This window comes from Serratia sp. J2 (genome assembly GCF_046269175.1).
Taxonomy (GTDB): Bacteria; Pseudomonadota; Gammaproteobacteria; order Enterobacterales; family Enterobacteriaceae; genus Chania; species Chania fonticola_C.
This window is the reverse complement of the sequence record NZ_JBKABN010000047.1, coordinates 1-11957: the sequence shown is the minus strand read 5'-3', so window position 1 is coordinate 11957 and position 11957 is coordinate 1. Positions and strand designations below refer to the sequence as shown.

Here is an 11957-nt window from a genome sequence, read left to right as displayed (position 1 = left end):
CTCCGTAACTTCTCAAACGCACCAGATTAGCGGTTATAGCCTTTCAGGTTTGCTTTCTTCAATGCAGACTCGTACTGACTTGACATCATCAGAGTTTGCACTTGAGCCATAAAGTCCATGATGACGACAACAACGATCAGTAGCGAGGTACCACCAAAGTAGAATGGTACTTTCATTGCATCACGCATGAACTCCGGGATCAGGCAGATGAAAGTAATGTACATCGCGCCCACCAGGGTTAAACGCGTCATCACTTTATCGATATATTTCGCCGTTTGCTCTCCCGGACGAATTCCTGGTACGAAGGCACCGGACTTCTTCAGGTTATCTGCTGTTTCACGCGGGTTGAAAACCAACGCCGTGTAGAAGAAACAGAAGAAGATGATTGCAGACGCATAGAGTAACACATAAAGCGGTTGTCCAGGCTGCAAATACAGCGAAATCGTTGTCAGCCAGTTCCAACCGGTACCGCCCCCAAACCATGATGCAATCGTGGCAGGGAACAGAATAATGCTGGAAGCGAAGATTGCCGGGATTACCCCTGCCATGTTCACTTTCAACGGTAAGTGTGTGCTCTGTGCTGCGTAAACACGACGACCCTGTTGACGTTTCGCATAGTTAACGACGATACGACGTTGACCACGTTCAATGAAAACAACGAAGAAGGTTACTGCAAACACTAATACTGCAACCAACAGCAACAAGAGGAAGTGCAGGTCGCCTTGCCGAGCTTGCTCAATAGTATGGCCAACAGCCGGCGGAAGACCCGCCACAATACCCGCGAAGATAATGATTGAGATACCGTTACCGATACCACGCTCAGTAATCTGCTCGCCCAGCCACATCAGGAACATTGTCCCGGTAACCAGACTCACAACCGCAGTAAAGTAGAACGCAAAGCCTGGGTTTAACACCAGGCCCTGCATACCAGGCATATTCGGCAGACCGGTAGCAATACCGATCGACTGGAATATGGCCAACACCAGCGTACCGTAGCGGGTGTACTGGCTAATCTTGCGACGGCCAGCCTCCCCTTCTTTCTTGATTTCCGCCAACGCTGGGTGAACCACCGTCAGTAACTGGATAATGATCGAGGCCGAAATGTACGGCATGATCCCCAGAGCAAAAATAGAAGCACGGCTGAGAGCACCACCAGAGAACATGTTAAACATTTCAATGATGGTGCCTCTCTGCTGTTCGAGCAGTTTGGCAAGCACAGTGGCATCGATACCAGGAATCGGAATGAAAGAGCCAATGCGGAAAACAATCAGCGCGCCGATAACAAACAAAAGTCTGCGCTTCAGCTCACCGAGTCCGCCTTTAGCACTTTGAAAATCTAATCCTGGTTGCTTAGCCATCAGCTTACTTATTCCTCAATTTTACCGCCAGCAGCCTCGATAGCAACACGAGCGCCTTTGGTGACACGCAGACCACGCAGGGTAACCGGACGAGTGATTTCGCCAGAAAGCATAACTTTCGCGAACTCGATCTGGGTACCAACAACGTTAGCGGCTTTCAGCGTGTTCAGGTCGATTACGTCGCCTTCTACAAGAGCCAGTTCAGACAGACGAACTTCTGCCGTGATCATAGCTTTGCGAGAGGTGAAGCCGAATTTCGGCAAACGACGATATAAAGGCATCTGACCACCTTCAAACCCACGACGTACGCCACCGCCAGAACGTGAGTTCTGACCTTTGTGACCACGACCGGCGGTTTTACCCAGGCCAGAACCAATACCACGACCTACACGCTTAGGCGCATGCTTGGCACCTTCAGCCGGAGACAGAGTATTTAAACGCATCTGTTACTCCTCAACCTTAACCATGTAGGAAACCAGGTTGATCATACCGCGTACAGCAGGAGTATCCTCGCGCTCTACGGTGTGACCAATACGACGCAGACCCAGACCGAGCAGTGTAGCTTTATGCTTCGGCAGACGGCCAATGGAGCTGCGAACTTGTGTAACTTTGATAGTCTTAGCCATGGTCAATTACCCCAGAATGTCTGCAACGGATTTACCACGCTTGGCAGCGACCATTTCAGGAGACTTCATATTAGCCAAAGCGTCGATAGTTGCACGAACCACGTTGATCGGGTTGGTGGAACCATAAGCTTTAGCCAGTACGTTGTGCACCCCAGCAACTTCGAGAACGGCGCGCATTGCACCACCCGCGATGATACCGGTACCTTCATGAGCTGGCTGCATGAACACACGGGAACCCGTATGAGCACCTTTAACAGGGTGCTGCAGGGTGCCGCCGTTCAGCGCGACATTCATCATGTTGCGACGGGCTTTTTCCATCGCTTTCTGGATCGCTGCTGGAACTTCGCGTGCTTTGCCGTAGCCAAAACCAACGCGACCGTTACCATCACCAACTACTGTCAGTGCGGTAAAGCTGAAAATACGGCCACCTTTTACGGTTTTAGATACGCGGTTTACCGCGATCAGCTTTTCCTGCAGTTCGCCAGCTTGTTTTTCGATGTGAGCCATCTTAAACCTCTTCCTTAGAACTGAAGGCCAGCTTCACGGGCAGCATCTGCCAGTGCCTGGACTCGACCATGATATTGGAAACCGGAACGGTCAAAGGATACTTTCGCAATCCCTTTTTCCAACGCGCGCTCAGCCAGAGCTTTACCTACGGCTGCTGCTGCGTCTTTGTTACCGGAGTACTTCAATTGCTCAGTGATAGCTTTTTCTAAAGTAGAAGCGGCTACCAGAACTTCAGAACCATTTGGAGCAATGACCTGTGCGTAAATGTGACGCGGGGTACGATGTACCACCAGGCGGGTTGCACCCAGTTCTTTGAGCTTACGGCGTGCGCGGGTCGCACGACGGATACGAGCAGATTTCTTATCCATAGTGTTACCTTACTTCTTCTTAGCCTCTTTGGTACGCACGACTTCGTCGGCGTAACGGACACCCTTGCCTTTATAAGGCTCAGGACGGCGGTAGGCACGCAGATCTGCAGCAACCTGGCCAATAACCTGCTTATCAGCGCCTTTCAGCACGATTTCAGTTTGGCTTGGGCATTCAGCAGTAATACCTGCTGGCAGCTGGTGATCGATTGGGTGAGAGAAGCCCAGGGCTAAATTCACCACGTTGCCTTTAACAGCAGCACGATAACCAACACCTACCAGTTGAAGCTTCTTGGTGAAACCTTCGGTAACACCGACAACCATTGCGTTCAGCAGAGCGCGCGTGGTACCCGCTTGGGCCCATGCGTTAGCAAAACCTTCGCGTGGTGCGAAAGTCAGTGCGTTAGCTTCTTGCTTCACTTCAACGGCGTCATGGACTGTACGAGTCAGCTCGCCGTTCTTACCCTTAACCGAAATAACCTGACCGTTGAGTTTTACCTCTACGCCGGCAGGAATGACGACGGGTGCTTTTGCAACACGAGACATTCTTTCCTCCCGAATTAAGCTACGTAGCAGATAATCTCGCCACCAAGACCAGCTTGGCGAGCTGCACGATCGGTCATAACACCTTTAGAGGTAGAAATAACAGCGATACCCAGACCGGCCATAACTTTTGGCAGTGCATCTTTTTTCTTGTAGATGCGCAGACCTGGACGACTGATACGCTGAATGCTTTCTACCACTGCCTTGCCCTGGAAGTACTTCAGTACCAGTTCCAGAACAGGCTTGGTGTCGCCTTCAATTTTGAAATCTTCAATAAAACCTTCTTCCTTCAGCACGTTGGCAATTGCCACTTTCAGCTTGGAGGAAGGCATGGTGACCGCAACTTTGTTCGCGGCTTGACCGTTACGGATACGGGTCAGCATATCCGCGATCGGATCTTGCATGCTCATCTGTCTTTACTCCCGTGATTCAATTGGTAATTACCAGCTAGCCTTTTTCAAGCCTGGTACTTCACCGCGCATAGCGGCTTCACGTAGCTTGATACGGCTCAACCCGAATTTGCCCACATAACCATGTGGACGGCCAGTTTGACGGCAGCGTTTACGCTGACGAGACGGGCTGGAATCACGCGGCAGAGACTGGAGCTTGAGAACAGCATCCCAACGATCTTCGTCAGAAGAGTTCACACCAGAAATGATAGCTTTCAATTCCTCGCGTTTAGCGCGGTACTTGTCAGCCAGTTTCACGCGAACGACTTCGCGTGCTTTCATTGATTGCTTAGCCATCAGTAACCCTGCCTTACTTGCGGAACGGGAAGTTAAAAGCAGCCAACAGCGCGCGGCCTTCATCATCAGATTTCGCAGAAGTGGTAATGGTAATATCCAAACCACGAACGCGATCGACTTTGTCGTAGTCGATTTCTGGGAAGATGATTTGCTCACGCACACCCATGCTGTAGTTACCACGGCCATCGAATGACTTGGCGGACAAGCCACGGAAGTCACGGATACGTGGAACAGCAATGGAAATCAGACGCTCAAAGAACTCCCACATGCGTTCGCCACGCAGAGTTACTTTACAGCCGATCGGATAGCCCTGGCGGATTTTGAAGCCTGCAACAGATTTGCGTGCTTTGGTGATGAACGGCTTTTGACCGGAGATAGCTGCCAAGTCAGCTGCTGCATTATCCAGCAGTTTCTTGTCAGCGATCGCTTCACCAACACCCATATTCAGGGTGATCTTCTCGACCCGAGGGACTTGCATGACAGAGTTGTAATCAAACTGAGACATCAGTTGTTTGACTACCTCGTCTTTGTAGTAATCATGCAGTTTCGCCATCGTCATACTCCAAATTACTTGATAGTTTCGCTATTTGATTTGAAGAAACGGACTTTTTTGCCGTCTTCGAATCTAAAGCCTACACGGTCAGCCTTACCGGTAGCCGAGTTGAACAGCGCAATGTTGGAAACCTGAATAGCAGCTTCTTTTTCAACAATGCCACCTGGTTGGTTCAGGGCCGGGACCGGCTTCTGATGTTTCTTAACCAGGTTGATACCTTCAACAATGACCTTACCAGCAGACAGGACATTTTTTACTTTACCGCGTTTACCTTTGTCTTTCCCGGTAAGCACGATAACTTCGTCATCACGACGGATTTTCGCTGCCATGGTTCGCTCCTTAGAGTACTTCTGGTGCCAGAGAGATAATTTTCATGAACTTCTCATTACGCAGTTCACGAGTTACCGGCCCAAAAATACGCGTACCGATAGGTTGCTCGCTGTTATTGTTTAAAATAACGCATGCATTACCATCGAAGCGAATGACAGAACCGTCCGGGCGACGTACACCCTTCTTGGTGCGCACCACTACCGCCTTCAGCACATCGCCTTTCTTCACCTTACCGCGAGGAATTGCTTCCTTGATGGTAATTTTGATGACGTCGCCGATGCCTGCGTAGCGACGGTGCGAGCCACCTAGAACCTTGATACACATTACGCGACGTGCACCGGAGTTGTCGGCCACGTTCAGCATAGTCTGTTCTTGGATCATGTTAGTGCTCCGCTAATGTCAACTACAACTTTAGGACCCATTACTAGGTCGTTGAAAAGCCCCATAACCGAGGGCGCAGCATTATAACACCGCTTCCAGAGTATGGGTAGAAAAAATAAACGGCTCACTTTCTGAGCCGTTTATTAAGTTAGAGTCAGCTACTCTATTACAGAATCGCTTTATCTACAATGCGAACCAACGTCCATGACTTAGTCTTGGACAGTGGACGGCATTCGCGGATTTCTACCACGTCGCCGATACCACATTCGTTGTTCTCATCATGTACATGCAGCTTAGTCGTACGCTTGATGAATTTCCCGTAGATCGGGTGCTTCACCGTACGTTCGATAGCAACAACCATGGATTTCTCCATTTTGTCACTAACAACACGACCTTGCAGAGTACGGATAATATCAGTCATTTTACGCACCCGCCTTTTCAGTCAGTAAAGTCTTAACGCGTGCGACATTACGACGCACTTGTTTCAACAGGTGAGTTTGTTGCAGTTGGCCACTCGCCGCCTGCATGCGTAAGTTGAATTGCTCACGCAGCAGGTTGAGCAGCTCAGTGTTCAGCTCTTCAACACTTTTTTCACGCAGCTCTTGTGCTTTCATTACATCACCGTCTTAGTTACAAAGGTGGTTTTGATCGGCAGTTTAGCTGCTGCCAGCTTGAACGCTTCACGGGCGACTTCTTCTGGAACGCCGTCCATTTCGTACAGGACTTTGCCAGGTTGGATCAGGGCAACCCAATATTCCACGTTACCCTTACCTTTACCCATACGCACTTCAAGAGGCTTCTCGGTGATTGGTTTGTCCGGGAATACACGGATCCAAATCTTACCTTGACGCTTCACTGCACGAGTCATTGCACGACGAGCTGCTTCGATTTGACGAGCAGTCAGACGGCCACGGCCAACAGCTTTCAGACCGAAAGTGCCGAAGCTAACATCCGTACCTTGCGCCAGACCACGGTTGCGGCCCTTGTGCACCTTACGGAATTTTGTACGCTTTGGTTGTAACATCAGCGACTCTCCTTACTTGCGGCCTTTACGCTGCTGCTTTTTAGGTTGAGCAGCCGGTTCCGGTTGTTCAACTGCAGCCATACCACCCAGGATCTCACCTTTGAAGATCCATACCTTAACGCCGATTACACCATAAGTGGTGTGCGCTTCAGATGTGTTGTAATCGATATCCGCACGCAGTGTATGCAACGGAACACGACCTTCACGGTACCATTCGGTACGCGCGATTTCAGCACCGCCAAGACGGCCGCTTACTTCAACTTTGATACCTTTAGCGCCAAGACGCATTGCGTTCTGTACAGCACGCTTCATAGCACGACGGAACATAACACGACGTTCCAGCTGTGAAGTGATGCTGTCAGCAACCAATTTTGCGTCCAGTTCCGGTTTACGGACTTCGGCGATGTTAATTTGCGCAGGAACGCCAGCGATATCCGCTACGACCTTACGCAGTTTTTCGACATCTTCACCTTTCTTGCCGATAACGATGCCAGGACGAGCGGTGTGAATAGTCACACGGATGCTCTTCGCTGGACGCTCGATAACGATGCGAGAAACGGAAGCTTTCGCCAGTTCTTTAGTCAAGAATTGGCGAACTTTAAAGTCGCTGTCCAGGTTGTCAGCGAATTCTTTGGTATTCGCATACCAAGTAGAGTTCCAAGGTTTGACAATACCCAGGCGAATACCATTAGGATGTACTTTCTGACCCATTGCTAGTCTCCAGAGTCTCAGCGATCGGACACAACCACAGTAATGTGGCTGGTGCGCTTCAGGATGCGATCTGCACGACCTTTTGCACGAGGCATAATGCGCTTCATGCTTGGGCCTTCGTCTACGAAGATTTTCGTGACTTTCAGATCATCGATGTCAGCGCCATCGTTGTGTTCTGCGTTAGCAATGGCAGACTCCAGCACTTTCTTGACCAGACCAGCAGCTTTCTTGTTGGTGTAGGCCAGAGTTTCCAGAGCTTGCGACACTTTCTTACCGCGGATCAGGTCTGCAACAAGGCGAACCTTCTGAGCAGAAGAACGAGCGTGGCGATGTTTAGCGATAGTTTCCATCTCTTCCTCCTACCTTAGCGCTTTTTAGCTTTTTTATCAGCCGCATGGCCGCGATAAGTACGAGTCGGCGCGAATTCACCCAGTTTGTGACCGACCATTTCATCGGAAACAAATACTGGTACGTGCTGACGACCATTATGGACAGCGATGGTCAAACCGATCATGTTAGGAAAGATCGTTGAACGACGGGACCAAGTGCGCAAAGGCTTCTTGTCACCGCTTTCCACCGCTTTCTCTACCTTCTTCAGCAAGTGCAGGTCAATAAAAGGACCTTTCTTGAGAGAACGTGGCATGGCTTATCCTCTAATTATTTTTTACTACGGCGACGTACGATGAACTTGTCAGTACGCTTGTTGCTACGGGTCTTCTTACCTTTGGTCTGAACGCCCCACGGAGTTACCGGGTGCTTACCAAAGTTACGACCTTCACCACCACCGTGCGGGTGATCGACTGGGTTCATCGCCGTACCGCGAACGGTAGGACGAATACCACGCCAACGTGCAGCACCTGCTTTACCCAGAACGCGAAGCATATGTTCAGCGTTACCGACTTCACCCAGGGTGGCGCGGCAATCAACTGGAACTTTACGCATTTCGCCAGAGCGCAGACGCAGAGTTACGTAGGAACCATCACGTGCGACGATCTGAACGTAGGCACCAGCAGAACGAGCCAGCTGGCCGCCTTTACCTGGTTTCATTTCTACGTTATGAACCGTTGAACCTACTGGGATGTTGCGCATAGGCAGGGTGTTACCCGCTTTGATTGCAGCATCAACACCAGATTGGATCTGGTCACCAGCTTTCAGGCCTTTCGGCGCCAGGATATAACGGCGTTCGCCGTCTTTGTACAGAACCAGCGCGATGTTCGCGGAACGGTTCGGATCGTACTCCAGACGCTCAACCACAGCAGGGATACCATCTTTGTTGCGTTTGAAGTCAACCAGACGATAATGTTGCTTGTGGCCACCACCGATATGACGGGTGGTGATACGGCCATTGTTGTTACGACCACCGCTTTTGCTCAGTTTCTCAAGCAGCGGGGCATAAGGTTTACCCTTGTGCAGCTCAGGGTTAACCACTTTAACAACGTGGCGACGACCCGGAGATGTAGGTTTACATTTAACAATTGCCATTGTTCTTACTCCTCCGACTTACTCTGCGCCGCCGATGAAGTCCAAGTTCTGGCCTTCCTTCAGGGTGACGTAAGCTTTTTTCCAGTCGCTACGACGACCAACACGCTGACCTTGACGCTTCACTTTCCCTTTTACTACCAGGGTGTTAACGTCTTCGACTTCGACTTCAAACAGTTTCTGCACTGCAGCTTTAATTTCTGCTTTGGTCGCGTCTTTGGCAACTTTGAGTACGATGGTGTTGCTTTTTTCCATCGCAGCGGATGCTTTTTCAGATACGTGCGGTGCACGCAGCACTTTCAGCAAACGTTCTTCACGGATCATGCCAGCATCTCCTCAACTTGCTTCACAGCATCAGCAGTCATAACCACTTTGTCGAAGGCGATCAGGCTAACTGGGTCGATACCTGCTACATCGCGCACGTCAACCTTGTACAGGTTACGAGCTGCCAGGAACAGATTCTCATCCAGTTCACCGGTCACGATCAGCACATCTTCCAGGGCCATATCTTTCAGTTTCTGTGCCAGCAGCTTAGTTTTAGGCGCTTCTACAGAGAACTTCTCGACAACGATCAGACGATCTTGACGTACCAGTTCGGACAGGATGCTTTTCAGCGCGCCGCGGTACATCTTTTTGTTTACTTTCTGACTGTGGTCTTGTGGCTTCGCAGCGAAGGTTACACCACCAGAACGCCAGATCGGGCTCTTTACAGTGCCTGAACGCGCACGGCCTGTACCTTTCTGGCGCCACGGTTTTTTACCGGAACCAGTCACTTCAGCACGGGTCTTCTGAGCACGGGTACCTTGACGGGCACCTGCTGCATAAGCAACAACAACCTGGTGTACCAGCGCTTCGTTGAAATCACGACCGAAGGTAGTTTCGGAAACAGTCAGCGCGCTTTGCGCGTCTTTCAATACTAATTCCATTGCTATCCCCTTACGCCTTCACAGCTGGTTTAACGATCAGGTTGCCACCGGTTGCGCCCGGTACAGCACCCTTAACCAGCAGCAGGTTGCGCTCAGCGTCAACACGTACTACGTCCAGGCTTTGAACGGTTACACGCTCGTCACCCAGGTGGCCAGCCATTTTCTTGCCTTTGAACACTTTGCCCGGAGTCTGGTTCTGACCGATAGAACCCGGAACGCGGTGAGACAAGGAGTTACCGTGGGTTGCATCCTGAGTACGGAAGTTCCAGCGCTTTACAGTGCCAGCAAAACCTTTACCTTTGGAAGTACCGGTAACATCGACTTTTTTAACGTCAGCGAAGATTTCTACGCTGATTTCTTGACCTGCAGCGAACTCTTGACCTTCTTCAAGGCGGAATTCCCACAGACCACGGCCAGCTTCGACGCCAGCTTTAGCGAAATGACCCGCTTCCGGTTTGGTCACACGGTTAGCTTTTTTGCTACCGGTAGTGACCTGAATGGCACGGTATCCGTCGTTGTCCAGGTCTTTAACCTGAGTCACGCGGTTCGCTTCAATTTCAATCACGGTTACTGGGATAGAAACGCCATCTTCAGTGAAGATACGAGTCATGCCCACTTTTTTACCGACTAAACCAATCATTGTTTCAACCTCTCAATCGTCAATGACCTGATTAACCCAGGCTGATCTGCACGTCTACACCGGCAGCCAGATCCAGACGCATCAGAGCATCAACGGTTTTCTCAGTTGGCTCAACGATGTCAACCAGACGCTTGTGAGTGCGGATCTCGTACTGATCACGCGCGTCTTTGTTGACGTGCGGGGAGATCAGAACGGTAAAGCGCTCTTTGCGAGTTGGCAGCGGGATCGGACCACGGACTTGCGCACCAGTGCGCTTGGCAGTCTCGACGATTTCCGCAGTTGATTGATCGATCAGACGATGATCAAACGCTTTCAGGCGGATACGGATTCTTTGGTTCTGCATGAGACCAGAGCTCCAATTATTTATAAACGTAAATAATTACTCCTCACACCCATTTCGATTGATGGGGGAGTGTAATCGTCAACATATAACCCCCATATCGGGAGTATTGTTCGAAGGGCAAAACGTTCTTGCCAATCGACTGATTCGCTAAAATCAGGCTTACCAAGATTAGGTAAGCCCGCGCATTATACGCAAACCAGGCCAGGTTGCAAGCCACGGATGGAAATATGCTCAGAATGAGCGGTATTTAATGAGTTTTGCCCCTCCCCCGCCCCTCTCCTTTAGTGATAGGGAGCCGATCGGCACTATTGGCAAGTGCAGGAGATAATCTGTAACGGGAGAATGTGAGGGCTGTTATGGCGTTAAAGCTGATTTGTAATAGTGGAATATAAAGGAAGAATGCCTCAGTTAAGTTAGAGCATGGACTGTCCCTCTCCCTGTGGGAGAGGGTTCGGGGGTATTCAGTCTTTGCGTTCCAGCACTTGCGCCTGGCAATAGTTTTGGATGCCAAGCCGCTCAATCAAGCTCAGTTCAGTCTCCAACCAGTCGATATGCCCTTCCTCATCGGCCAAGACTTCTTTCATCAGATCGCGGCTGACATAATCATGGATAGAGTCGGCATAGGCGATACCTTCCCGCAGGTTCTTGGCGCCGTCCAGCTCCAGGGCCAAATCGGACCTCAGCATCTCTTCGACATCTTCGCCGATATTCAGCTTGCCGAGATCTTGCAGGTTCGGTAACCCTTCAAGGAACAGGATACGCTCGATGTAGCGATCGGCATGTTTCATCTCATCGATCGACTCGTGATATTCCTTCTCATTGAGACGCATCAGGCCCCAATTTTTGAACATACGCGCGTGCAGGAAGTATTGATTGATGGCAACCAGCTCGTTACCGAGCAGCTTGTTGAGGTGAGCAATGATCTTTTTATCGCCTTTCATAGGTAAATCCTCCTGGGCAGTTCTAAAAGTGTAGAAGCTGCGGGCCAAGAGTCAAAAAATAACCCTACTATTTATTAGGCGACTTCATGCATATGAATCAGGGTTGCGCGTTCCTCCACCATAATTTGCCTTGCCTGACGAATGCATTTACCGCAGTCAGTTCCAATTGGCACCAGCTCACGCAGTTGCTTCATGGTATGGGGATTGTGCTGACGCACCGCCTTACGGATCGCTTTGTCAGACACAGCATTACACAGACATACGTACATAGAGAGACTCACTTCTTAACCGATGCAGTAAGTCTAAATAAGAATCGTTTTTATTTCAATTAAGATTGGTAAAAAATTGTATAAAAAAAGGGCACCGAAGTGCCCTCTTTTAGTGCTTATAAATTATTCGCGATTAAGCGATAACTTTAGCAACAACGCCCGCACCTACAGTACGGCCGCCTTCACGGATTGCGAAACGCAAGCCTTGGTCCATA

The 11957-nt window shown here is 50.1% G+C and carries 24 protein-coding genes and 1 pseudogene; all 25 read right to left on the bottom strand.

Annotated features, from left to right (window positions below; all coding sequences use genetic code 11):
* Positions 1–26 precede the first annotated feature (26 nt).
* Positions 27–1358: a preprotein translocase subunit SecY gene (gene secY, locus ACKWMY_RS26855; RefSeq protein ID WP_021182218.1), complete on the bottom strand. Its 1332-nt coding sequence runs from the start codon at positions 1356–1358 to the stop codon at positions 27–29.
* 8 nt (positions 1359–1366) lie between these two features.
* Positions 1367–1801, bottom strand: a complete 435-nt coding sequence (rplO, locus tag ACKWMY_RS26850; protein ID WP_021182219.1) for a 50S ribosomal protein L15 — start codon at positions 1799–1801, stop codon at positions 1367–1369.
* Positions 1802–1804: 3 nt separating this feature from the next.
* Positions 1805–1984: a 50S ribosomal protein L30 gene (rpmD, locus tag ACKWMY_RS26845; protein WP_004956161.1), complete on the bottom strand. Its 180-nt coding sequence runs from the start codon at positions 1982–1984 to the stop codon at positions 1805–1807.
* 6 nt (positions 1985–1990) lie between these two features.
* The gene (gene rpsE / locus ACKWMY_RS26840; RefSeq protein ID WP_021182220.1) at positions 1991–2491 is read right to left on the bottom strand and encodes a 30S ribosomal protein S5; all 501 of its coding nucleotides are present in this window, start codon (positions 2489–2491) and stop codon (positions 1991–1993) included.
* 14 nt (positions 2492–2505) lie between these two features.
* Positions 2506–2859 carry a 50S ribosomal protein L18 gene (rplR, locus tag ACKWMY_RS26835; RefSeq protein ID WP_021182221.1) on the bottom strand — a complete coding sequence of 118 codons (354 nt, stop codon included), beginning with the start codon at positions 2857–2859 and terminating at the stop codon, positions 2506–2508.
* 9 nt (positions 2860–2868) lie between these two features.
* On the bottom strand, positions 2869–3402 hold the full coding sequence (gene rplF, locus ACKWMY_RS26830) for a 50S ribosomal protein L6 (protein ID WP_021182222.1): 534 nt from the start codon (positions 3400–3402) through the stop codon (positions 2869–2871).
* A 14-nt stretch (positions 3403–3416) separates the two neighbouring features.
* Positions 3417–3809, bottom strand: coding sequence for a 30S ribosomal protein S8 (rpsH, locus tag ACKWMY_RS26825; RefSeq protein WP_021182223.1), 393 nt, complete (start codon positions 3807–3809; stop codon positions 3417–3419).
* A gap of 30 nt (positions 3810–3839) precedes the next feature.
* Entirely contained in the window at positions 3840–4145 is a 306-nt protein-coding gene (gene rpsN / locus ACKWMY_RS26820) for a 30S ribosomal protein S14 (RefSeq protein WP_021182224.1), read from the bottom strand.
* A gap of 13 nt (positions 4146–4158) precedes the next feature.
* Complete coding sequence (rplE, locus tag ACKWMY_RS26815) at positions 4159–4698, bottom strand: 50S ribosomal protein L5 (RefSeq protein WP_021808125.1); 540 nt, start codon at positions 4696–4698, stop codon at positions 4159–4161.
* A 14-nt stretch (positions 4699–4712) separates the two neighbouring features.
* Positions 4713–5027, bottom strand: a complete 315-nt coding sequence (rplX, locus tag ACKWMY_RS26810) for a 50S ribosomal protein L24 (protein ID WP_021808126.1) — start codon at positions 5025–5027, stop codon at positions 4713–4715.
* 10 nt (positions 5028–5037) lie between these two features.
* On the bottom strand, positions 5038–5409 hold the full coding sequence (gene rplN / locus ACKWMY_RS26805) for a 50S ribosomal protein L14 (protein ID WP_020837240.1): 372 nt from the start codon (positions 5407–5409) through the stop codon (positions 5038–5040).
* 166 nt (positions 5410–5575) lie between these two features.
* Positions 5576–5830 carry a 30S ribosomal protein S17 gene (rpsQ, locus tag ACKWMY_RS26800; protein WP_021182227.1) on the bottom strand — a complete coding sequence of 85 codons (255 nt, stop codon included), beginning with the start codon at positions 5828–5830 and terminating at the stop codon, positions 5576–5578.
* A 1-nt stretch (position 5831) separates the two neighbouring features.
* Positions 5832–6023: a 50S ribosomal protein L29 gene (gene rpmC, locus ACKWMY_RS26795; RefSeq protein ID WP_002218942.1), complete on the bottom strand. Its 192-nt coding sequence runs from the start codon at positions 6021–6023 to the stop codon at positions 5832–5834.
* On the bottom strand, positions 6023–6433 hold the full coding sequence (gene rplP, locus ACKWMY_RS26790; RefSeq protein WP_004929764.1) for a 50S ribosomal protein L16: 411 nt from the start codon (positions 6431–6433) through the stop codon (positions 6023–6025). The genes rpmC and rplP overlap by 1 nt, the downstream gene beginning before the upstream one ends.
* 12 nt (positions 6434–6445) lie before the next feature.
* On the bottom strand, positions 6446–7144 hold the full coding sequence (gene rpsC, locus ACKWMY_RS26785) for a 30S ribosomal protein S3 (RefSeq protein WP_004956187.1): 699 nt from the start codon (positions 7142–7144) through the stop codon (positions 6446–6448).
* A gap of 17 nt (positions 7145–7161) precedes the next feature.
* Complete coding sequence (gene rplV, locus ACKWMY_RS26780) at positions 7162–7494, bottom strand: 50S ribosomal protein L22 (RefSeq protein WP_004391423.1); 333 nt, start codon at positions 7492–7494, stop codon at positions 7162–7164.
* A gap of 14 nt (positions 7495–7508) precedes the next feature.
* Positions 7509–7787, bottom strand: coding sequence for a 30S ribosomal protein S19 (gene rpsS / locus ACKWMY_RS26775; protein ID WP_004929772.1), 279 nt, complete (start codon positions 7785–7787; stop codon positions 7509–7511).
* A 14-nt stretch (positions 7788–7801) separates the two neighbouring features.
* Complete coding sequence (gene rplB, locus ACKWMY_RS26770) at positions 7802–8626, bottom strand: 50S ribosomal protein L2 (RefSeq protein ID WP_021182228.1); 825 nt, start codon at positions 8624–8626, stop codon at positions 7802–7804.
* An 18-nt stretch (positions 8627–8644) separates the two neighbouring features.
* The gene (gene rplW, locus ACKWMY_RS26765) at positions 8645–8947 is read right to left on the bottom strand and encodes a 50S ribosomal protein L23 (RefSeq protein ID WP_021182229.1); all 303 of its coding nucleotides are present in this window, start codon (positions 8945–8947) and stop codon (positions 8645–8647) included.
* The gene (gene rplD / locus ACKWMY_RS26760; protein ID WP_021182230.1) at positions 8944–9549 is read right to left on the bottom strand and encodes a 50S ribosomal protein L4; all 606 of its coding nucleotides are present in this window, start codon (positions 9547–9549) and stop codon (positions 8944–8946) included. The genes rplW and rplD overlap by 4 nt, the downstream gene beginning before the upstream one ends.
* A 10-nt stretch (positions 9550–9559) precedes the next feature.
* Positions 9560–10189, bottom strand: coding sequence for a 50S ribosomal protein L3 (gene rplC / locus ACKWMY_RS26755; RefSeq protein WP_004956193.1), 630 nt, complete (start codon positions 10187–10189; stop codon positions 9560–9562).
* A gap of 31 nt (positions 10190–10220) precedes the next feature.
* Positions 10221–10532 (bottom strand): 30S ribosomal protein S10, encoded by a 312-nt coding sequence (gene rpsJ / locus ACKWMY_RS26750; protein WP_001181005.1) that lies wholly within the window; start codon positions 10530–10532, stop codon positions 10221–10223.
* Positions 10533–10993: 461 nt separating this feature from the next.
* Positions 10994–11473 carry a bacterioferritin gene (bfr, locus tag ACKWMY_RS26745; protein WP_021182231.1) on the bottom strand — a complete coding sequence of 160 codons (480 nt, stop codon included), beginning with the start codon at positions 11471–11473 and terminating at the stop codon, positions 10994–10996.
* Between the two features lie 74 nt (positions 11474–11547).
* Complete coding sequence (gene bfd, locus ACKWMY_RS26740) at positions 11548–11742, bottom strand: bacterioferritin-associated ferredoxin (RefSeq protein ID WP_024485620.1); 195 nt, start codon at positions 11740–11742, stop codon at positions 11548–11550.
* A gap of 133 nt (positions 11743–11875) precedes the next feature.
* Positions 11876–11957, bottom strand: a pseudogene (locus tag ACKWMY_RS26735) (elongation factor Tu); the annotation flags it as partial.

Excerpts from the sequence above, each read along its gene's own strand:
- secY (WP_021182218.1), bottom strand. The coding sequence starts at position 1,358 with ATGGCTAAGCAACCAGGATTAGATTTTCAAAGTGCTAAAGGCGGACTC.
- rplO (WP_021182219.1), bottom strand. The coding sequence starts at position 1,801 with ATGCGTTTAAATACTCTGTCTCCGGCTGAAGGTGCCAAGCATGCGCCT.
- rpmD (WP_004956161.1), bottom strand. The coding sequence starts at position 1,984 with ATGGCTAAGACTATCAAAGTTACACAAGTTCGCAGCTCCATTGGCCGT.
- rpsE (WP_021182220.1), bottom strand. The coding sequence starts at position 2,491 with ATGGCTCACATCGAAAAACAAGCTGGCGAACTGCAGGAAAAGCTGATC.
- rplR (WP_021182221.1), bottom strand. The coding sequence starts at position 2,859 with ATGGATAAGAAATCTGCTCGTATCCGTCGTGCGACCCGCGCACGCCGT.
- rplF (WP_021182222.1), bottom strand. The coding sequence starts at position 3,402 with ATGTCTCGTGTTGCAAAAGCACCCGTCGTCATTCCTGCCGGCGTAGAG.
- rpsH (WP_021182223.1), bottom strand. The coding sequence starts at position 3,809 with ATGAGCATGCAAGATCCGATCGCGGATATGCTGACCCGTATCCGTAAC.
- rpsN (WP_021182224.1), bottom strand. The coding sequence starts at position 4,145 with ATGGCTAAGCAATCAATGAAAGCACGCGAAGTCGTTCGCGTGAAACTG.
- rplE (WP_021808125.1), bottom strand. The coding sequence starts at position 4,698 with ATGGCGAAACTGCATGATTACTACAAAGACGAGGTAGTCAAACAACTG.
- rplX (WP_021808126.1), bottom strand. The coding sequence starts at position 5,027 with ATGGCAGCGAAAATCCGTCGTGATGACGAAGTTATCGTGCTTACCGGG.
- rplN (WP_020837240.1), bottom strand. The coding sequence starts at position 5,409 with ATGATCCAAGAACAGACTATGCTGAACGTGGCCGACAACTCCGGTGCA.
- rpsQ (WP_021182227.1), bottom strand. The coding sequence starts at position 5,830 with ATGACTGATATTATCCGTACTCTGCAAGGTCGTGTTGTTAGTGACAAA.
- rpmC (WP_002218942.1), bottom strand. The coding sequence starts at position 6,023 with ATGAAAGCACAAGAGCTGCGTGAAAAAAGTGTTGAAGAGCTGAACACT.
- rplP (WP_004929764.1), bottom strand. The coding sequence starts at position 6,433 with ATGTTACAACCAAAGCGTACAAAATTCCGTAAGGTGCACAAGGGCCGC.
- rpsC (WP_004956187.1), bottom strand. The coding sequence starts at position 7,144 with ATGGGTCAGAAAGTACATCCTAATGGTATTCGCCTGGGTATTGTCAAA.
- rplV (WP_004391423.1), bottom strand. The coding sequence starts at position 7,494 with ATGGAAACTATCGCTAAACATCGCCACGCTCGTTCTTCTGCTCAGAAG.
- rpsS (WP_004929772.1), bottom strand. The coding sequence starts at position 7,787 with ATGCCACGTTCTCTCAAGAAAGGTCCTTTTATTGACCTGCACTTGCTG.
- rplB (WP_021182228.1), bottom strand. The coding sequence starts at position 8,626 with ATGGCAATTGTTAAATGTAAACCTACATCTCCGGGTCGTCGCCACGTT.
- rplW (WP_021182229.1), bottom strand. The coding sequence starts at position 8,947 with ATGATCCGTGAAGAACGTTTGCTGAAAGTGCTGCGTGCACCGCACGTA.
- rplD (WP_021182230.1), bottom strand. The coding sequence starts at position 9,549 with ATGGAATTAGTATTGAAAGACGCGCAAAGCGCGCTGACTGTTTCCGAA.
- rplC (WP_004956193.1), bottom strand. The coding sequence starts at position 10,189 with ATGATTGGTTTAGTCGGTAAAAAAGTGGGCATGACTCGTATCTTCACT.
- rpsJ (WP_001181005.1), bottom strand. The coding sequence starts at position 10,532 with ATGCAGAACCAAAGAATCCGTATCCGCCTGAAAGCGTTTGATCATCGT.
- bfr (WP_021182231.1), bottom strand. The coding sequence starts at position 11,473 with ATGAAAGGCGATAAAAAGATCATTGCTCACCTCAACAAGCTGCTCGGT.
- bfd (WP_024485620.1), bottom strand. The coding sequence starts at position 11,742 with ATGTACGTATGTCTGTGTAATGCTGTGTCTGACAAAGCGATCCGTAAG.